Source organism: Sphingopyxis solisilvae (genome assembly GCF_015475875.1).
Classification (GTDB): Bacteria; Pseudomonadota; Alphaproteobacteria; order Sphingomonadales; family Sphingomonadaceae; genus Sphingopyxis; species Sphingopyxis solisilvae.
Genome location: NZ_JADKYM010000001.1, coordinates 195,343 through 215,901 on the forward strand (window position 1 = coordinate 195,343; position 20,559 = coordinate 215,901).

The following is a 20,559-nucleotide window of genomic DNA, read 5'->3' on the forward strand; positions in this document are numbered from 1 at the left end:
AGTGCTGGCCCGCCTGTCCGAAATCCTGTCGGTGCTCGCGCTCGTCGGCTTTGCGGTCGCGACGCTGTGGCTGATCGCGCGTCCGCGGGCGCGGATGGCGGCGCTGATGCCCGCGCCGCGGATGCTGACGCTTGTTGCCGCGGCGACGGCCGTCTGGTGCGCGGCACTGGCGCTGGCCGGGCCGGGATCGTCGGCGGCGCTGGTCGTGCAGGGGCTGCGCGATCTGGCGATGCTCGGCTGGCTCGGCGCGACCTTTTGGTCGCCTGCCGCGCCGATGACGCGGCCGCTGCGATTGATCGTGCGGATGCTGGCGACGATATGCGCGCTGACGCTGGTGCTGGGCGCAGTGGCGCATCTGGCCGACCGTACCGCCGCCGAGGCCTGGATGGCGCCAACACTGACGCTGGCCGCGATGGTGGTCGCGATCGGCGGCCTGCTGATCGTCGACAGCGGGGTGCGCCATGCCGGCGCGGCGCTGCGGATGCCGGTGATGGCGGTGGCCGGCGGTTTTGCCATGCTGTGGGCCTATGAAGTCAATGTCCAGCTGATCGGGGCGCTGACCGGCAAGACGGCATCGACGCTGATCGCGTTGCTGCCCGCGGTCGTGCTGCTGACGCTGCCGACTTATGTCGTCGCGGCGATGGACATTGGACGCGAACGGATGCGGCTGTCGCGCACCGCCGCGACGCGGACGCTGATCTTGATCGGCGGTGCCGCCTACCTGATCGTCATCGGACTGACTGGCGCGATCGCTCGGCTGGTCGGGGGTGATTATGCCGCATTTGCTCAAGGCGCGTCGCTGGTCGTCGCGCTGGGCGCTGGCGGGCTGCTGATCGTCTCGGCGCGGGTGCGCGCGTGGTTGTCGGTGGTGATCTCGAAGCATTTTTTCGAGCATCGCTACGATTATCGCGCCGAGTGGATGCGCTTTACCGCGACGCTGGCGCAGGGCGGCGATGTCGAGGACGGCGACGGGCGCAACCTGCATCGCCGCGTCGCCAAGGCGATGGCCGAACTGACCGGCAGCCCCGGGGCGCTGCTGATGCTGCCGGGGGCCGCGGGGGCTTTTCGCGTCGCCGAACACTGGCACTGGCCGGTCGATGCCGAGGCGGAGGATGCGACGCTGTCGGTGCGGTCGGCGTTCATGTTGCAGGAAACGCGGCATATCGTCGAACTGGATGCCGAACGGCGCAGCGGTCAGGGCGGCCCGGAGAGCCGCGATCTGGCGATCCCCGCCTGGCTGATCGCCGACCAGCGCGCGTGGGTGATCGTGCCGATCCTGCATTTTCAAAAGATGATCGCGGTCGCCATCTTGCAACGGCCGCCGGTGTCGCGTGCGCTCGATTGGGAAGATCTCGACGTCCTGCGCATCGCCGGGCAGCAGGCGGCGAGCTATCTCGCCGAATCGCAAAGCCAGGAAGCCTTGTCGGAAGCGCGGCGGTTCGACGAATTCAACCGCCGCTTTGCCTTCATCATGCACGATATCAAGAATCTGGCGAGCCAGATCGGCCTCCTGGCGCGCAACGCCGAACGCCATGCCGATAATCCTGAATTTCGCGCCGACATGACGCAGACGTTGAAGGTATCTGCCGGGCGCCTCTCCGACCTGCTCGTCCGTCTGGCGCCGCGCGAGCGCGGAGCGGCGGCCGAGCCATCGAAACTGCTGATCGAACCGATCCTGGCGGAGATTGCGGACGAAATGCGGGCGCGGCGCGCCCTGTTCGTCGGGTGCCAGACCGGCCTGCTGGCATGGGCGGATGCGGCGTCGGTGCGGCAGATTGTCCAGCATCTGGTGACGAACGCGATCGACGCATCGGCGCCCGATACTCCGGTGCAGTTGGTTGCGGTTGCCGAACATGGCCGGGTCCGGATCGACGTGATCGACCAGGGGTGCGGCATGACGCGCAGCTTTATCCGCGAGGAACTGTTCAAGCCCTTTGTGTCGACGAAGGATGGCGGCTTCGGCCTCGGCGCGTTCGAGGCGTTGCAGGTCGCCCAGGCCATGGGCGGCACGATCGAGGTCGACAGCGAACCGGGCAAGGGCAGCAGCTTTACCGTCTGGTTGCCGCTCGCCGATGCCCGTGCCGACAGCGGCGGCGAACCCATGATGAAGAAAGTGGTTGCGAAATGAGCGAGGGCAGCACGGCGGTCCGCACCCTGTTGGTGGTGGAGGACGATCCGGGGCTGCAGGCGCAGCTCAAATGGGCGTATGACGACTATCGCGTGCTGATCGCGGGCGACCATGATGCGGCCATCGACATGTTGCGCGCCGAGGAGCCCGATGTCGTGACACTCGACCTGGGACTGCCACCCGATCCCGACGGGACGCGCGAGGGGTTCCGGACATTGAGCGCGATCCTGGAGGCGAAGCCCGATACCAAGGTCATCGTCGTGTCCGGCCATGGCGAGCGCGCCAGCGCGCTGGCGGCGATCGCGAGCGGCGCGTGGGATTTTTACCAGAAGCCGATCGACATCGAGACATTGGGGCTGATCGTCGCACGCGCCTTTCACGTCCGCGAACTCGAGGTCGAAAATGCCCGGCTGGCGCAGCAGGGAAGCGGCGACAATCGCGTGCTGGGCGGGATGATAACCGGCGCGCCCGAAATGCTGAAGGTCGCGCGAACGATCGAGCGGGTCGCGAACCTGGATGTCAGTGTCATGCTGCTGGGTGCGAGCGGGACCGGCAAGGAATTGCTGGCGCGCGGGTTGCACGAAGCCAGCGGGCGGCGCGACGGCGCGTTCGTCGCGATCAACTGCGCCGCGATCCCCGAAAATCTGCTGGAAAGCGAATTGTTCGGGCATGAGAAGGGCGCGTTCACCGGCGCGGTAAAGACGACCGAGGGCAAAATCGAACTGGCACATGGCGGCACCTTGTTCCTCGACGAAGTCGGCGACATTCCTTTGCCGTTGCAGGTCAAATTGCTGCGCTTTTTGCAGGAGCGGACGATCGAGCGGATCGGCGGGCGCAAGGCGATTGCGGTCGATACGCGGATCGTCTGCGCGACGCACCGCGATCTCGACGCGATGATCGCCGAGCAGAGCTTTCGCGACGATCTTTATTACCGGCTGGCCGAGATGGTGGTGAAGATCCCGTCGCTGGCGGAACGGCCGGGGGATGCGGTGCTGCTGGCGCGGCATTTTCTGCATCAGTACGCCCCGACGATGAACCCGGCGGTGCGCGGCTTTTCCCCCGACGCGTTGCAGGCGATCGACGAAGGCCGCTGGCCTGGCAACGTCCGCGAGCTGGAAAACCGGATCAAACGCGCGGTCATCATGGCCGACGGCAAGCTGGTGACGAAAGACGACCTTGATCTGGCGCGTGGCGGGAACGGCGAGGGTGATGAAGCGTGGCTCAATCTGCGCAGCGCGCGCGAGGCAGCCGACCGCGTCGCGATCCGCCGCGCGATGACGCAGAGCGAGGGCAATATCTCCGCCGCCGCCAAGCTGCTGGGGATCAGCCGACCGACGTTGTACGATCTGCTCAAGCAGTATCGGATGCAGGTCTGAATGAAACCGCGCCGCGCCCGGACCGCCGTCGTGCTGGCGCTTGCCTTGCTGGCCGGGTGCGGCGGCGGGCACGGTGATACGCCGCGACAGGCGCTTGAGGAAAGACGCGGCGCATTGCTCGCTGCGATTGCCGCCAACCCACGGCTGATCGCCGAACGCATCGAACTGGCGCGGGTCGCCATCCGCCTGGGCGATGGCATCGGCGCAGAGGCGGCCGTGAAGGGCGCTCTGGCCGCGGGGGGCAACGAGGCCGCATTGCGCCCGTTGCTCGCCCGTGCTTATGCCATGCAGGGGCAGGGGCAGCGCGCCTTTGACGTGATCGACGCGGGCCCCATCATTCCCGAAATGATCGGCGAGGCGGCGTGGGTTGCGGGCGATGTCCATCTGTCCAACGGCGATCTGGACGCGGCGCGCGACGCCTATGATCGCGCCGTGCGCGACCTGCCACGCAATTCAGCGCTGTGGGTCGATGTCGCCAGATTTCGTGATGCCAATGCCGATACCGCCGGCGCCCGCGACGCGGTGGATTATGCCATCGAGCTCGACAAGGCGAATAGCGCCGCGCTGGCGTACAAGGCGAACCTGATCCGCACCAAGGACGGGCTGACGGCATCGCTGCCCTGGTACGACCGGGCGCTTGCCGCCGACCCCGACAATGCCGACGCGTTGATCGAGCAGGCCGCGACGCTGGGCGATCTGGGGCGTTATCGCGACATGCTCCGCGCGCTGCGTCATGCCGCGACGATCACGCCGCGCGATCCGCGGCTATTCTATCTTCAGGCGGTGCTGGCGGCGCGCGCCGACAATTTCCGGTTGGCGCGCAGCCTGTTGCAGCGGACACGCGGAGCGATGGACGACGTGCCGGCTTTCCTGCTGCTCAACGCGGTCGTGGAACTGCAATTGGGCGGGGAGGCGCTGGCGGCGACGTGGGGCGACCGGCTGCTTGTCGATCAGCCCAATAATTTCGCGGCGCGGCGGCTGGTGGCAGCGGCAAACTGGGCCGATGGCGATGCCGATGGCGCGATAGAGGCACTGGTGCCGATCGTCGACCGGCCCGACGCCGACAACTGGTCGTTGCTTTTGGCGGCGCGGGCGGCGAGCGAACTCGGGCGACACGGCGAGGCCGCCGACTATCTGGTGCGCGCCGCATCGCTGACCCGCGGCGAGGCGGTGCCGTTTGCGACGAACCGGGATTATATGGTGTTGACGCAGGCGGCCGACGCCCAGCCGCTCAATCCGGCAGTGGCGATCCCCGCGATCGCCGCCGACATCATACGCGGCAACAGCGACCGTGCGGTGGCCCGTGCCACCCGGCTGCGCGACGCCAATCGCGGCGTTGCCGACGCCCATATCCTGCTTGGCGACGCCGCGCTGGCCGACGGGCGTTTCGACCTCGCGGTACAAGCCTATCGCACCGCGCGCGACCTGGATGCGGGCGAGCGCACGACGTTACGGCTGGCCAATGCCTTGTTCCGGGCGGGCGACGTGGCAGGGTCGGGCGCCGCTATTCTGGCGCTGCGCGACAGCCAGCCTTCGAGCATCGCCGCCGACCGGCTGGCGGGCCATCTGGCGATGGACCTCGATCGTTGGGACGAAGCCATCGGCCATTTCAACCGCGTCAGGGCGCGGATCGGCGATCGCGATGTCGTGGTTCTGCGCGAACTGGCGCGGGCATCGGCGGCCAAGGGTGACGACACGCGCGCGCTCGCGCTGATCGACCGCGCTTACCGGTTGCAGCCGCTGAATGCCGAGATCATGCGATTTTATGCCGACTTGCTTGCCAAGCGCGGCAACCGGCAGGCAGCGGATGATTTGCGCGACAAGGCGGCGCAGGTGGGGCGGTAGGAGGTTGGCGGATTTCCGCCGAGGCAAAAAAGTCGGCTTCCTGCCCCAAAACGGACAGAACGTCAGGCGTCGGTCAAATCCAGCAAGGTGCGCGCGTTCAGACCGATGCGGCGCATCTGGTCCGCGACAGGGGGCCACACATTGGTCAGGAAATCCTCGCGCATCAGCGTGCGCAGCCTTTCAGTGGCGCCGTCCGCGACGAACATGCCGACACCGCGTTTGACCGTGACGAGCCCTTCGTCCTGAAATGTCTGATAGGCCTTTGCGACGGTAAGCGGGTTGGCCCCCTCTTCGGCGGCAAGGCTGCGCACTGACGGCAGCATGTCGCCGTCGCGATAGGTGCCATCGAGAATCGCGTTGGCGATGACATCGCGAAGGCGCTGGTAAACGGGCTTGGACTGATCGAGCATGCCGCCTTAATGCCATAAGACAGCAGCACAGTCAAATGCGGGTTATTACAAGGCCGCCTGCTACAGCGAAACTAAATTACCCAATGTCGGACCACCTCGTCATATTCGGGGCGCGGCCGTTCTTCGAGCGGCTTGGCGGCGGTGCCGAGGAAGAAATAGCCGACGATCGTGTCGCCTTCGCCCGCACCGAACGCCGCCGCGACGTCGGGGCTGTAGGCGGCCCAGCCGGTGAGCCAGCTGCCGACGAAGCCATGCGCGTGGGCGGCGTGGAGCAGGTTCATGCCGACCGCGCCCGCCGACATCTGTTGTTCCCAGACCGGAATCTTGGCGTCCTTGACCGGCGTCGAGAGAAGGACGAGCAGCGTCGGTGCCTGATGCGCGAATTGGTCGAGCGCGGACAGGTCCATGCCTGCGGCGCCGGGGTTCTCCTTGACCCACGCCCGTTTGAGCAGCGCCGCAAAAGCCGCGCGCTGGTCGTCGGCGACGGTGACGATGCGCCAGGGGGCAAGCTTGCCATGGTCGGGGGTGCGCAGCGCAAGGGCGATGATGTCGCGTAACTCGGCGGCACCGGGGCCGGGAGCGACCATGTCGCGCGCCTTGCCCGAACGGCGGGTGGCGAGATGGGCGAGGAGCGAGGAATTGTCGTTGAACATGGTCGCCATGTGGCGCCTTGCGATGGCTGACGCAAGTGTTGCGAGCGGTTCGCAATAAAAATTGTCTGTGCGGACCGGGCCGGTAGATAAGGTTTCACGCGCAATTAGATTCTTCCCTTACGCAATTTTCGCGTTAGGTTGCCGCACAACCGGGCCGCATCGACGGCACCCAAAGCCAACAATATCCAGGGAAAAGTCGCACATGACCAAAGCCTATGCCCAGCCGGGAGACGCCGCAGGTACCTTCCTCGGCCATCCCAAGGGGCTGTTCGTCCTGTTTTTCGCCGAGATGTGGGAGCGTTTTTCCTATTACGGGATGCGCGCCCTCCTGATCTTTTATCTCACCAAGCACTGGCTGTTTTCGGACGGGGAATCGGGCATTATCTATGGTGCCTATACCGCGCTGGTTTACATCACCCCGGTGCTCGGCGGCTATCTGGCGGACAAATGGCTGGGACAAAGAAAGGCGGTACTGTACGGCGCCGTCCTGCTGACCTTCGGCCATTTCATCATGGGGTTCGAGGGCGACGGCGGGCAGGATCCGGCTAGCCTGAACATCTTCTGGCTGGCGCTCGCCTTCATCATCGTGGGGTCGGGCTTCCTGAAAGCCAATATCTCGGTGATCGTCGGCCAGCTGTATCCGCGCACCGATGTGCGCCGCGACGGCGCTTACACGATCTTTTACATGGGGATTAATCTGGGCGCGTTCCTGGGTTCGCTGCTCTGCGGCTATCTCGGCGAAACCTATGGCTGGGCCTATGGTTTCGGCGCCGCCGGTTTCGGGATGCTGCTCGGCCTGATCGTGTTTATCTGGGGCAAGCCGCTGCTGCTCGGCCGCGGCGAAGCGCCCGATCCGGCCAAGCTGGCCGCGCCCGTGATGGGGATCAAGCTGGAATGGCTGCTTTACCTGGTCGGCTTGGTCGCCGTTGGCGTTTGCTGGTGGATGGTGCAGAACCAGGCGATCGTCGGCACGCTGCTGGGCGTCGCCGGGGCCATATTGGTGGCCTATGTTATCTTTACCGCCGTCGTGAAACTGCCACGCGAAGACCGCGACCGCATCTTTGCCGCGATGTTCCTGATCTTGGGGTCGATCCTGTTCTGGGCCTTGTTCGAGCAGGCGGGTTCGTCGCTGAACCTGTTCACCGATCGTTATGTCGATCGCGCCGGCGTGCCCGCATCGGTGTTCCAGTCGCTCAATGCCGGATACATCGTTCTGCTGGCGCCGCTGTTCGCCGCTCTGTGGACGTGGCTCGGTCGCCGCAATATGGAGCCGTCGGCACCGGCCAAATTCGGCCTGGCCATGCTTCAGCTCGGACTGGGCTTCCTCGTCCTCAAATGGGGTGCGGAAGCCGCCGGGATCGGCAATGCGACGCCGGTGCTGTTCATCTTCCTGATCTACCTCTTGCACACGACCGGCGAACTTTGCCTGTCGCCGGTCGGGCTCAGCGCAATGAACCGGTTGGCGCCCGCGCACATGGCGAGCCTCATCATGGGAACGTGGTTCTTTGCTTCGGCTACCGGCAATTTCGCAGCAGGCTTGATCGCCGCCGCGACCGGCTCGGAACGCGCGAGCGGTGAGGGTGCGGGCAAGACGCTGGTGCTCGACGTCTATCAGACCATCGGCCTTTGGGCGATCGGCTTTGGCGTGCTGGTGATCCTCGTGTCGCCGCTCATCAAGAAACTGATGCACCTCGACACGCTGAGCGACGCCGACGAACTGGCGGGGCAGGGCGAGATCGGCGAACCGCAGGCCGCTGGCGTTCATCCGCAGACCAAGGGAGCGTAAGCGATGATCCCCGGTATCAAAGGCAGCCTGCTGGCGGCTGTGTCGCTGGCGCTGGTCGGCTGCGCCGCGAGCGACGGCAAGCCGCAGACGGCAAGCGCACAGCCCGCGGCGGAAAAATCCGCCAAGTTCAACAAGGATCCCTATCCGTCGACCTATCGGCCCTATGCCGGGCGGCCGACCGCGGTGCGCGGCGTCACGATCTTTGACGGCGAAGGCGGGCGGATCGACAATGGCGTCGTGCTGTTCGCGGACGGCAAGGTCGAGGCGGTCGGCGGCGGCGATACCGCGATTCCGGCGGGCTATGATGTTGTCGACGGCAGCGGTAAATTCGTCACGCCGGGGATCATCGATATTCACAGCCATTTGGGCGATTATCCCTCGCCCGGCGTCGAAGCGCATTCGGACGGCAATGAAGCGACGTCGCCGACCACGCCCGAAGTGTGGTCGGAACATAGTGTGTGGCCGCAGGATCCGGGGTTCAGCCGCGCATTGGCGAATGGCGGCGTGACGTCGCTGTTGGTGTTGCCGGGCAGCGCAAACCTGATGGGCGGGCGGTCGGTGACGCTGAAGAACGTGCCATCGCGCACGGTGCAGGGCATGAAATTCCCCGGCGCGCCCTATGGCCTGAAAATGGCATGCGGCGAAAATCCGAAGCGCGTTTATGGCGGCAAGGGCCGCGCGCCGTCGACCCGCATGGGCAATTTCGCCGTTAATCGCGCAACGTGGCAGAAAGCCGCCGCCTACAAGAAAAAGATGGACGAGGGCAAAGCCGTCGACCGCGACCTGGCGATGGAAACGCTCGCCGGGGTGCTGGCGGGCGAAATCCTGATCCACAACCACTGCTACCGCGCCGACGAAATGGCGCTGGTGATCGATATGTCGAAGGAATTCGGCTATAAAGTGTCAACCTTTCACCACGCGGTCGAAAGCTACAAGATCGCCGATCTGCTGGCCAAAGAGGGCATTTGTTCGGCGATGTGGGCCGACTGGTGGGGCTTCAAGATGGAAGCCTATGACAGCGTGAACGAGAATGTTCCGCTCGTCCATAACGCCGGTGCCTGCGCGATCGTTCATTCGGACGATGCCAACCAGATCCAGCGGCTCAACCAGGAAGCGGCGAAAGCGCTGAAGGCCGGGCGCCGCATGGGTATCAACGTCAGCGACGAGGTCGCGTGGACCTGGCTGTCACACAACCCGGCCAAGGCGCTGGGGATCGGCGACCGGACAGGCAGCCTGAAAGCGGGCAAGATGGCCGATGTCGTGCTGTGGAACGGTAATCCGTTCAGCGCCTATACGCGGCCCGAAAAGGTCTGGATCGACGGCGCGCTGATGTTCGACGCGATGGACCCGAAACGGCGCCCGGTGAGCGATTTCGAACTGGGCCAGCCGGGTGAGGGAGATGTGAAATGATGAATCTCCTGAACGCCATCTCGCACCTCCGTTCGTCCCGAGCGAAGTCGAGGGACGCGAAGGCAGGCGCAGACGTGTCTCGACTTCGCTCGACACGAACGGGGTTGGGGGGCGCGCTGGTTGCAGCCCTGGCGCTGGCCGCACCCGCGGCCGCCCAAGATATCGCGATCACCAACGCCAAACTCGTTATCGGCGACGGCAGCGCGCCGGTCGAGGGCAGCACCGTTGTCGTACGCGGCGGCAAGGTGGTTGCCGCAGGCGCCGGGGTGGCCGTGCCCGCCGGGGTCGAACGCATCGATGCCGGGGGACGCTGGGTCACGCCGGGCATCGTCGCTGCATTCAGCCGCGTCGGGCTGGTCGAGGTCGATGCGGTGGGCGGCACCAATGATCGCAATGCCCCGCGCACCCGCTTTGCGGCGGGGCTCGATATCGCGCCTGCGCTCAACCCGATGGGATCGCCGGTCGCGGTGAACCGCGCGTCGGGCATCACCCGCGCGATCGTCGCTCCGGGCGGCAGCAGCAATTTGTTTGCCGGGCAGGGCGCGGTCGTCGATCTGGGCGACGACATGGACATGGTGACCAAGCCCCGCGCGCTGCAATTTGTCGCGTTCGGCGAGGACGGATCGGCCAAGGCGGGAGGCAGCCGCGCGGCGACCTTCCTGTTGTTCCGCGAACAATTGCTGGCGGCGCGCAGCTATGCGCGGAACCCCGCGGCGCTCGCCGAATGGGGCAATGACGCGATGCTCCAGCGCGCCGACGCCGATGCGCTGGTGCGCGTGATCGACGGGACGACGCCGTTGTTCGTGCGCGTCGATCGCGCCGCCGACATCGTCAATGTGCTGAAGTTGCGGCAGGAGTTTCCGGCGTTGAAGCTGGTGCTCGTCGGTGCGACCGAGGGCTGGCTGGTAGCACGCGAGATTGCGGCGGCGCGGGTGCCGGTGCTGGTGTCGCCGCTGACCGACCTGCCAGGCACGTTCGAGCAGCTGGGCGCGACGCAATCGAACGCGGGACGGCTGAAGGCTGCCGGCGTCGATGTATCCGTCGGGGTGTTCGATGACGATGACGCGCACAAGATGGGCTATGCGACGCAATATGCGGGCAATCTGGTCGCGCTGACCCGCCTGCCGGGTGCCAGCGGGATGAGCTGGGACCAGGCCTTTGCCGCCCTGACCAGCGCCCCCGCGCGCGCGGTGGGGATGGAGGGCAGCATCGGATCGCTGCGCCCGGGCCGCGTCGGTGACGTTGTGATCTGGGACAATGATCCGCTTGAACTCGGCAGCCGCCCGACCGCGATCTGGATCGACGGCAAGGCGCAATCGCTGACGACGCGGCAGGACCGCCTGCGCGACCGTTATGCGACGCCGGGCGAGGGTGCGTTGCCCAAGGCTTATGATCGGTAGGTCCTGACCCGTCATCCCGGCTTTCGCGGGGATGACGATCATGGGGCGGCGCGGCGAAATGTGCTAGGGCCGAGTGGTGTAGGCAGGAGAGAGGCGTTTCCATGCAACCGATGTCGCTGTTGATCACCACCTGCGCGCTGTTCGTCGGGTCACACCTCGTGCTGTCGCACCCACTCCGTCACGGGCTCGCCAGTCGATTGGGCGAGCGGGGGTTCCAGATCGTCTATTCGATCGTCGCCATCGCCACCTTCATCATGCTGGTTCAGGCGTGGCGTGGCGTCCCGCCCGAACCGCCGCTTTGGGCGGTCGGCGACGGGCTGTGGACCGTGGCGTCTGTCATTGTGCTGTTCGCGAGCGTGCTGTTCATGGGGTCGTTGATCGGCAATCCGGCGCTGCCCGCGCCGAGCGCCGCCGCCGCCGCCCAGAGCGCGCCGCGCGGGGTATTTGCGATCACTCGCCACCCGATGATGTGGGCCTTTGCGCTATGGGCCTTTGCCCATGTGCTGGTGATGCCGACCAACGCGCAAATCGTCCTGTCGGCGACAATCCTGTTCCTCGCGCTGGTTGGATCGGCGGGGCAGGACGTCAAAAAGGCACGGTTGATGGGCGATGCCTGGCGGCATTGGGCGGCGCGGACAAGCTTTGTCCCCTTTGCCCGGCAGGTCAGCGGCGCCACGCCGTGGGGGGATACCATCCCGCGCCCGCACGCATTGTTCGGCGGTATCGTGCTGTGGCTGGTCGCCACCTGGGCCCACGGCGCGCTGGGCTATATGGTCGCGGGCATCTGGCGCTGGGTGGGATGAACGCCGACGTCCACGCTTCCGATCTGGCGCTGCGGTTGCTCGGGCGTCCCTATGACGACCTCGATGCCGAGGAGTGCCGCGTTATTGGGGCGATCGCCGCGCATCAACCGACCAGCCGCGATGCGGCCGATATCGACGACGCCGCGGCGAGTTTCGGCGCGCGCTTGTCCGATCGCGTCGCCGCGGTTGGCGGGTCGTGGGGCTTCATCATCCTCTTCACTCTGGTGCTGCTCGGCTGGATGCTGCTCAATTCGGAAGTGCTGGCGCGCTGGGGGATGGCGTTCGATCCATACCCGTTCATTTTCCTGAACCTGATGCTGTCGACCCTGGCCGCGGTGCAGGCGCCGATCATCATGATGAGCCAGAATCGTGCCGCGGCGAAAGACCGCATGGCGGCGAGTCTCGACTATGAGATCAACCTGCGCGCCGAGCTGGAGATCATGCGGCTGCATCACAAGATCGATGCGATTGGCGCCGATATCGGCGCAATGAAAGACAAGAATTCCTAGGCATTCGGGAATGGCTGGTTAAGCTGTCCGTGCCATGACCACCGACCTTGTCTTTTGTGGCCGCGACGCCGAACTGGCGATGCTGGCCGAATGCTGGCAGCGCGCTGCCGATGTCGACAACCCCCAGCCACAACTGGTGGTCCTGCCCGCCGAACCCGGAGTCGGGAAAACCCGGCTGGCGCTCGAGTTTCTGGCGCGGCAGGTCGCGGCACAGCCGGGCGACAACGCCTATTGGCCTGCCGACGCAAGGCTCGCTGACGGGCGTTTGCGGCTGAATATCCCGGCCGAGGAATGCCGGTTTGACCGGCCGATTCCGTTTCTGTGGTGGGGCATTGCGGCGCAGGCCGAGGGCGGCGACAGCGTCGCGCTCCACGACCGGTTCCTGGCGCCGCATCTGGTCGCAATGTCGATGCGCGCGCGCATGGCGGGGACCGGCTTGTCGCTTGCGAAAATCTGGGGTGCCGCCGGCGCTGATGCGCTGGCGAGCGCATTGCAGGTCGATTCGGTGCTGTCGATCGGCGGTGCTTTCCTTGAATCGGTGAAGCTGCTGCATGGCGAGATGGGGCGCGGCGCGACACAGGCGCTGGCGGGCGATACGCTGGTCAAGAACCGCGTCGATGCACTGCTCGCCGACCTGGAGCAGGTGCTCAATCCTGCGGCGCGGCTTGGCTATGCGCGTGTCCCGGCGATCATCCTGATCGACGATGCCCAATTTGCCGCCGCCGATGCCGGGCTGCTCCGCTTTATCGAGCGTCTGACCCATGCGGCGATGACGCAGCGCTGGCCGGTGATGATTTTGATGACCCACTGGCACACCGAGTGGACGCTCGACGCCGAACGCGGCGGTCGGTCGGTGGCGACGCTGGTCCACCATGCACGCTATGGTGGCAGCGACGAGCCCGGACCGATTTCGGGCACGCCGGGCGGATATCTCAACAGCGAAAATTACCGCGAGATTCGGCTGGCCAAGCTTGACGACCTCGACCCGGCGCTGGGTGCCGCCTTGCCCGGGCTGCCTGTCGAACAGCGGCGGGCGTTGCTCGACGCCGTCGACGGCAACCCGCGGTTTCTGGAACAGGTCATCGCCTATCTGCGCGGCGAACCGCGACTGTTCGATGATTTCGATCCGGCGCGTGCGCTGACCGAGGAAGGACTGGCCGAGGCGCTGTCGCGGTCGCAGCGCGTCCACGAGGTGGTGCTGGCACGGCTGACATCGCCACAGGTCGCGCCGGAAGTGCGCGAGGCGCTGGCGCTGGCGAGCGTACAGGGCATGCGCGTCGTGCGCGAAGTGGTCGAGGCGGCCGGACAGGCGCTGCTCGGCCATGATTTGAGCGAGCCGCTGCTGCGCGGGCAGAATCCGTTCAGCGTGATGGCGTTCGAGGCCGACAGCAAGGTCGGCCAGTTCACCGAGCGATTGTTCCTGCAGGCGGCGGGCCAGCTCCGGCGGAACATCAAGGGGCTGCATGACGAGGAGGCGGTGAAAGCGGCGTTGATGCCGGGTCTTCGGCAGGCGATAGCCAGCGAGACGCTGGAAAGTGCCCGGGCTGGATCAATCGCATCCGCGGTGGCGCTGCACCTCTATGGCGACTTGTCCGATCCGGAGCAGCGTAGCATCGTCGTGCTGGCCGCGGCGGTACGCCTGTTGGCGCTCGAAGAACCTACCGAAATTTGCGAGGTGCTCGATCGTCTCCGCGAAGCGATTGAGGCGGCGGGCGATGCAGGGGCGATGCGACAACTGCTGTTGGCAGTGCCGCATCGCGCGATGACTTTTGCCGCCCGACAAGCCTTGATGATGGACCGCATGAGTGATTGTTCGTTGTTCACTGACTTGATGGTCTTGGACGATATTGAGGAGACGAGCATTGATGGCGACATGGCAGGACGGGCTGCCAGTTGGCTGATGACTCGCGGCCACCTTCGCGAACGCGTTGGCGAATGGGAGTCCGCGCATTCGGACATGTCCCGTGCCATGCCGTTGTTCCTCCAGGCGATAGACCAGACCGGGTCCCTTGAAGCGGTCAACGGCGTCGGCCTTCTGCTTCGCAGAAGGGTGCAAGGCGCTGCGCAGCAGGGCAATTTTGATCGGGTGACTGCGGACATTGACGGTCTGCTGTCATTCTACAAGACTTTGGTTGATCGCGGGATACTTGCGGCCGACCAGGGGCGTCGCGGGGCTGGTGCCACATATGATCTTTACGGGCATGTTCTGCGTCAATCTGGGCGTGGCATCGAAGCCGACGCAGCTTTTGCAGTCACAGAGGATATCACTCGTACGCTTGCCGCATCTGGAAGCTTGGAAGACCGGCGAAATCTGGCAGCACTATTGAATACCAAGGCGGACGGATTGCTGATCAAGAAGAATATCGACGCGGCGCGCGCGAGCAGCCACGAAAGCATTCAGATCATGCGCGGGCTCATTGCGACGGCGCCCCGGGTCGAATGGGTACGTGATTTGGCTTATTCGCTAACGATGCGCGCACGCGTCGAGCAGGCCGCGGGTTCCGACGGCTTGGCCGAAATGCAGGAAGCGTTGAACCTTCTGCAGCAGGTCCAAGCGCGCTGGGACACCGACACATCGCGGGCGGATGTCGCGTCCGGGCTTCGTAACGTGGTGCAGGCAGCGACCCTATTTGCAATACGCGAAAATGATGCAGGCGAGGCGGCGTTGGGAGGCCATTCAGGTGCGTTGGCTTTTGGGTTGTTCCGGCGAGCGACGGGGGCATTGATTCCCTACATCGACGAGGAAATTTCGAACAAGGCTGTTGAAATCCTATACACTAGCGCGTTGCAGGCGTTGATGTTGGCACCCCATGTCAATCCGCCGCCGGGTGATGGCGAAATGAGGCCGTTGCTGAGCGATGGGTTCGTGGTCGCGGTCGCTTTGCTTCGTCGCGGCTACCCGACGGCTAGCGCATCGGTCGCGGAAGCAGGAGAAGAATGCGCTAAATTTTACGGCGACGACGCAGCAAAGGCGCGATTTGCCGAAGTGCGGGCCGTCGCGCGCGACCGCGAAAATATGGACAGTAATTGACCTAAAGCCGCACCATCCGCATTCCCATTTCGCCGTAGCGGGGGCCGCTGGTGCCGCCCTTTGGCGCCGCAGCGTCGATCGCGGCGAGGTCGTCGGCGGTCAGCGTCACATCGGCGGCGCCGACGCTGTCCTCCATCGTTGCGCGGCGTTTGGTGCCGGGGATGGGGACGATGTCGTCGCCCTGTGCGAGCAGCCACGCGAGCGCGATCTGCGCTTTCGAAACACCATGCTTGTCCGCTACCGCGCCGATCGCATCGACGATCGCGAGGTTGGCGGGCAGGTTTTCGTCAGAATAGCGCGGGTCGTTGCGGCGCCAGTCGTTCTCGGGCAATTCGTCGCGGCTGCGCACCGCGCCCGCGAGGAAGCCGCGGCCGAGCGGTGAATAGGGGACGAAACCGATGCCGTTTTCGCGGCAGACGCCCAGGATCTCGTCCTCGACATCGCGTTCCCAGATCGAATATTCGCTTTGCAGCGCGGTGATCGGCGCGGCCTTGGCGGCGCGGCGCAGCGTGTCGGGGCCGGCTTCGGACAGCGCGATGTGGCGGACCTTGCCCTCATGGACCAACTCCATCATCCCGCCGACGACCTCCTCGATCGGGATCGCGGGATCGACGCGATGCTGATAGAACAGGTCGATCGTGTCGATACCGAGCCGCTGGAGCGAGCCTTCGCAGCTGCGCCGCGCATTTTCGGGCGAGCCATCGACCCCCACAATCTGATTGCCGTCGAATTTGAAGCCGAATTTGGTCGCGATGACCAGTCCGTCGCGCTTGCCCTTGATCGCGGCGCCGAGCAGTTCTTCGTTGCTGAACGGGCCATAGATTTGCGCAGTGTCGAAAAAGGCGACGCCCATGTCGATCGCGCGGTGGATCGTGGCGGTCGATTCGTCGAGATCGGCGGCTTCGCCATAAAGGATGTTGCCGCCCTTGATCATCGGCATGCAGCCGATACCGATGGCCGACACTTCGAGACCGTGACCGAGATTGCGATATTTCATGGCGTCTCTCCTGTGGGTTCGGGTTCTTCGACCCCGTCGGCGGCAAATTTGGTCGCGGCGACATCGCCGACGACATTGCCGAGGGTGCGGAAAATATCGGGGAAGGTTTCGACCGCGACGAGCAGGCCGAGCGGCGCGACGGGGACGCCCATCGACACCGCGATCGGGGCGATCGAGGTGACGAAGCTGATCGAACCGGGCAGGCTGACCGAGCTCAATGCCGCGGCCATTGCCACCGCGAGCCCGACCGCCATCTCCCACGGACTCAGTTCGATGCCGAACAGCCACGCGACATAGATGACGACCGCCAGGTTCATCGCCGGGCTGGTGAAACGGAACAGCGCGACTGCGAGCGGCAGCACGACGTCGGCTTTTTTGGGATCGACGCCGAGCTCTTCGGACGATTTGAGCATCGCGGGCAGGCTGGCCAGCGAGCTTTGGGTGCTGATTGCGACCGCCATCGTCGGCACCATCGCACGCACGAAGCGCGGCAGCGGGATGCCGACGACGAGCCAGGCGAGCAGCAGGCCGAGGATTAGGCAGCTCACGCCAATCCCCATCAGGATCAGGACATAATGGATGAGCCCGCCGAACGCGGCGAACCCGGCCTTGACCGCGAGTGCATAGCCGAGCGCGAAGACCCCGATCGGGGCGAGCGCGAGCACCCAGCCGATGACGATCAGCATCGCATCGCCGAGCGCTTTAAAAAAGCCCGACAGCGTCGCGCGCTGCGGCGGTTCCAGCTTGGTTATCGCAAAGGCAAAGATGGTGGTGAAGATGATCAGCGGAAGGATCGCCGTCTCGGCGGCTGCGGCAATGGGATTGGTCGGGATCAGCGAGAGCAGGAAGTCGCCGAACGTCGGCGACGGGGCGGCATCGGTCGAGCCCCCCAATCCGCTGCGGAGTGCATCGGCGGCGCCGGTGGACAGCGGAAAGAGTTCGAGCAGCAACGGTGTCACCAGCAGCGACATCAATCCGGTAAGGAATATGGCCCCGAGAAAGGTCATCACGGCGCGGAACGCCAGCTTGCCCGCGCGTGCCGCGTCGGCGGTCGCGGTGATACCGGTGATCAGCAGCGCGACGACGAGCGGGACGATCGTCATCTTGAGCGCATTGAGCCACAAAATGCCGATGGGTTCGATAAATGGCAGCGAGGCGTTGCCAGCGCCCGGCGCAACCAGTTCGGTCGCAACCCCCAGCAGCATTCCGGCGACGAGCGCCGAGAGAATGATCCATGCCGATTTCAAGCGATATTCTCCCGGTGAAATTTCTGGCCAGCTTGCCAAGCAAATGAGGGTGACTTAGGGCCATCCCATGGAAGTCGGGGCAGGCTTTGGTCGCCCACTTGGCTTAAGTAGCAGAGGGTACATGCGCAAGTTTTTCGGAACCGACGGGATTCGCGGGCTGACGAACCAGATCCCGATGACGGTCGAGGTCGCGATGCGCGTCGGCATGGCGGCGGGCGCGCACTTCCTGCGCGGCGACCACAAGCATCGCGTCGTGATCGGCAAGGACACGCGTCTGTCGGGCTATATGCTCGAAAACGCGCTGGTCGCAGGCTTCACCAGCGTCGGCATGGACGTGGTGCAGGTTGGCCCGATGCCAACCCCGGCAATCGCGATGCTGACGCGGTCGATGCGTGCCGACCTTGGCGTGATGCTGTCGGCGAGCCACAATCCTTACTATGATAACGGGATCAAGCTGTTCGGCCCCGACGGTTATAAATTGTCCGACGAGGACGAGGCGCAGATCGAATTGTTGCTCGCGCAGAATCCGCCGCTGGCCGACCCGGCGCATATCGGCCGCGCCAAGCGGATCGAGGATGCGCGCGGGCGTTATATCCACGCGGTGAAACAGAGCCTGCCCGAATCGGCGCGGCTCGACGGGCTGCGCATCGTGCTCGATTGCGCCAATGGCGCCGCGTACAACAGCGCGCCGACGGTGTTCTGGGAACTGGGCGCCGATGTGGTGGCGATCGGGACCAGCCCGAACGGCATCAATATCAACGACAAATGCGGTTCGACCGCGCCTGCGTTGCTCCAGGAAACGGTGGTTGCGAGCGGCGCCGACATCGGCATCGCCCTCGACGGCGACGCCGACCGGCTGATTGTGGTCGATGAAAAAGGCAAGATTGTCGACGGCGACCAGATCATGGGGCTGATCGGCGCGAGCTGGGCACGGCAGGGGCGGCTGAAAGGCGGCGGCGTCGTCGCGACGGTGATGTCGAACCTCGGGCTCGAACGCTTTCTGGAAGGCGAAGGGCTCCGGCTCGAGCGGACCAAGGTCGGCGACCGCTATGTGCTTGAGCGGATGAAGGAAGGCGGCTTCAACGTCGGCGGCGAGCAATCGGGGCATATGATCCTGTCCGACTATGCGACGACCGGCGACGGCACCTTGGCCGGGTTGCAGGTGCTGGCCGAGCTCGTCGCGTCGGGTAAGCCGGCGAGCGAATTGCTGCACCAGTTCGACCCCGTGCCGCAGCTGCTGAAGAATGTGCGCTATGCGGGCGGTGCGCCATTGGACGACACGCAGGTGCAGGCGGCAATCGCCGAGGGCGAGGCGATGCTCGCCGGGCGCGGACGGCTGGTGATCCGTCCGTCGGGCACCGAACCGCTGATTCGCGTCATGGCCGAAGGCGATGACGCCGGGCAGGTCGAGCATGTCGTCGACATGATTTGCGATGCGGTGCGCGCCGCGACCGCATAAGCCGAAAATTCATCAGAACCGAAAGAGACACATCATGCTTGAAATGCGACCCGATTGCGAAAAATGCGGCAAGGATTTGCCCGCGAACATGCACGGCGCCTTCATCTGTTCGATGGAGTGCACCTTCTGCGCCAATTGCGCCGACCGTCTGGACGAACAATGCCCCAATTGCGGCGGCGATCTGCTCGACCGACCGCTGCGCGAAGGCGCGATCCTGGCGAAATATCCGGGTTCGACGGTGCGGAAATACAAGGTTTGACTGCACGCGTCCTGATCATCGCCGGGTCGGATAGCGGCGGCGGCGCGGGGATTCAGGCCGATATCAAGACGGTCACGATGCTGGGCGGTCATGCGATGACCGCGATTACTGCGATCACGGCGCAGAACACGTTCGGCGTGCAGGGCGTCCATCCGGTGCCGACCGCCATGGTGTTGGCCCAGATCGACAGCGTGGCGTTCGACATCGGCGTCGATGCGGTGAAGATCGGGATGATCGGCAGCGCCGAGACCGCGGCGGCGGTCGCGGCGCGGCTGACCCAGCCCGATCTGGCGCAGGCCGCGGTCGTGTTCGACCCGGTGATGGTGGCGACGAGCGGATCGGTGCTGGCCGACGCGGCGACGATCGACGCGTTCCGCGCCTTGCTGAACCGCGCGATGGTCGCGACGCCGAACCTGCCCGAATTGGAAGCGCTGGGCGGCGAAGATGCGGTGCTGGCGCATGGCTGTTCGCTGCTGATCAAGGGCGGCCATGCCGAGGGCGAAACGGTGGTCGACCGCTTGCTCGAAACCGGCGAGGGCGAGGTCGCGCGCTGGGAAGCGCCGCGGATCGACACGCGGCATAGCCATGGCACCGGCTGCACATTGGCGAGCGCAATCGCGACCGGGTTGGCGCAAGGCATGCCGCTGGAGCCCGCGATTGCACGGGCGCGCGATTTCGTGCGGTTGTCGTTGCTCGATGCGCCGGGGCTGGGGTCAGGGCATGGCCCGATGGGGCAGCAATTCGTTCGCAACGACGGACTGTTCACCGGCCCCGCGCTGAATCAGATAACGCTGCCGACGAGTGATTATGCGGCGTCGGTCGCCTTCTACAAGCAGATGGGACTGACGCAGATCGTCGATAGCGCCGACAATGGCTATGCGCGGTTTGAGGCGACGAACGGTGTGACGCTGTCGATCCATGTTGGTGACGGTGTAGCGGGCGGGGCGACGACCTATCTGGAAAGCGGCGCGCTCGATGCGTGGGTTGCCTATCTCGCGCGGCGCGGGGTGCGGTTCGAGCAGATGCCGCAGGATGAGTCATGGGGCTGGCGCGAGGCGCGGCTCACTGATCCGGCGGGGAACCGATTGTGTCTGTATCAGGCGGGGGAGTATCGCAGGTATCCGCCGTGGCGGGCGTAGCATTGGCCGCCACCATTTTGTCCCGTTCGTGTCGAGCGAAGTCGAGACACGTTGAGCTTGTGCTGGCCTTCGCGTGTCTCGACTTCGCTCGACACGAACGGAAATTG

16 protein-coding genes are annotated in these 20,559 nt (G+C 65.2%); 12 read left to right on the plus strand and 4 right to left on the minus strand.

The annotated features are described in order from the left end of the window. Position 1: 1 nt before the first annotated feature. The 3 genes from prsK to IR187_RS00985 are packed head-to-tail and all read left to right on the plus strand — an operon-like array spanning position 2 to position 5,349. On the plus strand, positions 2–2,128 hold the full coding sequence (gene prsK / locus IR187_RS00975; RefSeq protein ID WP_194952837.1) for an XrtA/PEP-CTERM system histidine kinase PrsK: 2,127 nt from the start codon (positions 2–4) through the stop codon (positions 2,126–2,128). Continuing rightward, positions 2,125–3,504, plus strand: coding sequence for a PEP-CTERM-box response regulator transcription factor (gene prsR, locus IR187_RS00980; protein WP_194952838.1), 1,380 nt, complete (start codon positions 2,125–2,127; stop codon positions 3,502–3,504). The genes prsK and prsR overlap by 4 nt, the downstream gene beginning before the upstream one ends. Next, positions 3,505–5,349 carry a tetratricopeptide repeat protein gene (locus IR187_RS00985; protein WP_194952839.1) on the plus strand — a complete coding sequence of 615 codons (1,845 nt, stop codon included), beginning with the start codon at positions 3,505–3,507 and terminating at the stop codon, positions 5,347–5,349. Positions 5,350–5,411: 62 nt separating this feature from the next. On the opposite strand, the gene IR187_RS00990 is transcribed toward IR187_RS00985, so the two are convergent. Then, positions 5,412–5,759 carry a GntR family transcriptional regulator gene (locus IR187_RS00990; RefSeq protein ID WP_194952840.1) on the minus strand — a complete coding sequence of 116 codons (348 nt, stop codon included), beginning with the start codon at positions 5,757–5,759 and terminating at the stop codon, positions 5,412–5,414. Between the two features lie 71 nt (positions 5,760–5,830). Then, positions 5,831–6,412: a nitroreductase family protein gene (locus tag IR187_RS00995; RefSeq protein ID WP_194953027.1), complete on the minus strand. Its 582-nt coding sequence runs from the start codon at positions 6,410–6,412 to the stop codon at positions 5,831–5,833. 202 nt (positions 6,413–6,614) lie between these two features. On the opposite strand from IR187_RS00995, the gene IR187_RS01000 reads away from it, so the two are divergent. The 6 genes from IR187_RS01000 (at position 6,615) to IR187_RS01025 (ending at position 15,351) form a co-directional block, all read left to right on the plus strand. Next, positions 6,615–8,198 (plus strand): peptide MFS transporter, encoded by a 1,584-nt coding sequence (locus tag IR187_RS01000; RefSeq protein WP_194952841.1) that lies wholly within the window; start codon positions 6,615–6,617, stop codon positions 8,196–8,198. A 3-nt stretch (positions 8,199–8,201) separates the two neighbouring features. Then, the gene (locus tag IR187_RS01005; RefSeq protein ID WP_194952842.1) at positions 8,202–9,608 is read left to right on the plus strand and encodes an amidohydrolase; all 1,407 of its coding nucleotides are present in this window, start codon (positions 8,202–8,204) and stop codon (positions 9,606–9,608) included. A gap of 74 nt (positions 9,609–9,682) precedes the next feature. After that, a complete protein-coding gene (locus IR187_RS01010; protein ID WP_407699057.1) occupies positions 9,683–11,008 on the plus strand; it encodes an amidohydrolase family protein in 1,326 nt (441 codons plus the stop codon). Positions 11,009–11,109: 101 nt separating this feature from the next. Next, on the plus strand, positions 11,110–11,811 hold the full coding sequence (locus IR187_RS01015; RefSeq protein ID WP_194952843.1) for an NnrU family protein: 702 nt from the start codon (positions 11,110–11,112) through the stop codon (positions 11,809–11,811). Then, positions 11,808–12,320: a DUF1003 domain-containing protein gene (locus IR187_RS01020; RefSeq protein WP_194952844.1), complete on the plus strand. Its 513-nt coding sequence runs from the start codon at positions 11,808–11,810 to the stop codon at positions 12,318–12,320. Before IR187_RS01015 ends, IR187_RS01020 begins: the two co-directional genes overlap by 4 nt. Positions 12,321–12,354: 34 nt before the next feature. Next, positions 12,355–15,351: an ATP-binding protein gene (locus tag IR187_RS01025; protein WP_194952845.1), complete on the plus strand. Its 2,997-nt coding sequence runs from the start codon at positions 12,355–12,357 to the stop codon at positions 15,349–15,351. 1 nt (position 15,352) lies between these two features. Here the strand turns inward: IR187_RS01025 and IR187_RS01030 are convergent, their stop codons facing one another. Then, positions 15,353–16,348: an aldo/keto reductase gene (locus IR187_RS01030; RefSeq protein ID WP_194952846.1), complete on the minus strand. Its 996-nt coding sequence runs from the start codon at positions 16,346–16,348 to the stop codon at positions 15,353–15,355. Beyond that, positions 16,345–17,595 (minus strand): dicarboxylate/amino acid:cation symporter, encoded by a 1,251-nt coding sequence (locus IR187_RS01035; RefSeq protein ID WP_194952847.1) that lies wholly within the window; start codon positions 17,593–17,595, stop codon positions 16,345–16,347. Before IR187_RS01035 ends, IR187_RS01030 begins: the two co-directional genes overlap by 4 nt. A gap of 121 nt (positions 17,596–17,716) precedes the next feature. Between IR187_RS01035 and glmM the strand changes: the two genes are divergently transcribed. The 3 genes from glmM to thiD are packed head-to-tail and all read left to right on the plus strand — an operon-like array spanning position 17,717 to position 20,452. Further along, positions 17,717–19,054, plus strand: coding sequence for a phosphoglucosamine mutase (gene glmM, locus IR187_RS01040; RefSeq protein ID WP_194952848.1), 1,338 nt, complete (start codon positions 17,717–17,719; stop codon positions 19,052–19,054). 34 nt (positions 19,055–19,088) lie between these two features. Then, positions 19,089–19,313 (plus strand): DUF1272 domain-containing protein, encoded by a 225-nt coding sequence (locus tag IR187_RS01045; protein ID WP_194952849.1) that lies wholly within the window; start codon positions 19,089–19,091, stop codon positions 19,311–19,313. After that, entirely contained in the window at positions 19,310–20,452 is a 1,143-nt protein-coding gene (gene thiD, locus IR187_RS01050) for a bifunctional hydroxymethylpyrimidine kinase/phosphomethylpyrimidine kinase (protein ID WP_194952850.1), read from the plus strand. Before IR187_RS01045 ends, thiD begins: the two co-directional genes overlap by 4 nt. The last annotated feature ends 107 nt before the right edge of the window (positions 20,453–20,559 follow it).

Excerpts from the sequence above, each read along its gene's own strand:
- IR187_RS01000 (WP_194952841.1), top strand. The coding sequence starts at position 6,615 with ATGACCAAAGCCTATGCCCAGCCGGGAGACGCCGCAGGTACCTTCCTC.
- IR187_RS01005 (WP_194952842.1), top strand. The coding sequence starts at position 8,202 with ATGATCCCCGGTATCAAAGGCAGCCTGCTGGCGGCTGTGTCGCTGGCG.
- IR187_RS01020 (WP_194952844.1), top strand. The coding sequence starts at position 11,808 with ATGAACGCCGACGTCCACGCTTCCGATCTGGCGCTGCGGTTGCTCGGG.
- IR187_RS01025 (WP_194952845.1), top strand. The coding sequence starts at position 12,355 with ATGACCACCGACCTTGTCTTTTGTGGCCGCGACGCCGAACTGGCGATG.
- IR187_RS00985 (WP_194952839.1), top strand. The coding sequence starts at position 3,505 with ATGAAACCGCGCCGCGCCCGGACCGCCGTCGTGCTGGCGCTTGCCTTG.
- prsR (WP_194952838.1), top strand. The coding sequence starts at position 2,125 with ATGAGCGAGGGCAGCACGGCGGTCCGCACCCTGTTGGTGGTGGAGGAC.
- IR187_RS01015 (WP_194952843.1), top strand. The coding sequence starts at position 11,110 with ATGCAACCGATGTCGCTGTTGATCACCACCTGCGCGCTGTTCGTCGGG.
- IR187_RS00995 (WP_194953027.1), bottom strand. The coding sequence starts at position 6,412 with ATGTTCAACGACAATTCCTCGCTCCTCGCCCATCTCGCCACCCGCCGT.
- IR187_RS01045 (WP_194952849.1), top strand. The coding sequence starts at position 19,089 with ATGCTTGAAATGCGACCCGATTGCGAAAAATGCGGCAAGGATTTGCCC.
- glmM (WP_194952848.1), top strand. The coding sequence starts at position 17,717 with ATGCGCAAGTTTTTCGGAACCGACGGGATTCGCGGGCTGACGAACCAG.
- IR187_RS00990 (WP_194952840.1), bottom strand. The coding sequence starts at position 5,759 with ATGCTCGATCAGTCCAAGCCCGTTTACCAGCGCCTTCGCGATGTCATC.
- IR187_RS01030 (WP_194952846.1), bottom strand. The coding sequence starts at position 16,348 with ATGAAATATCGCAATCTCGGTCACGGTCTCGAAGTGTCGGCCATCGGT.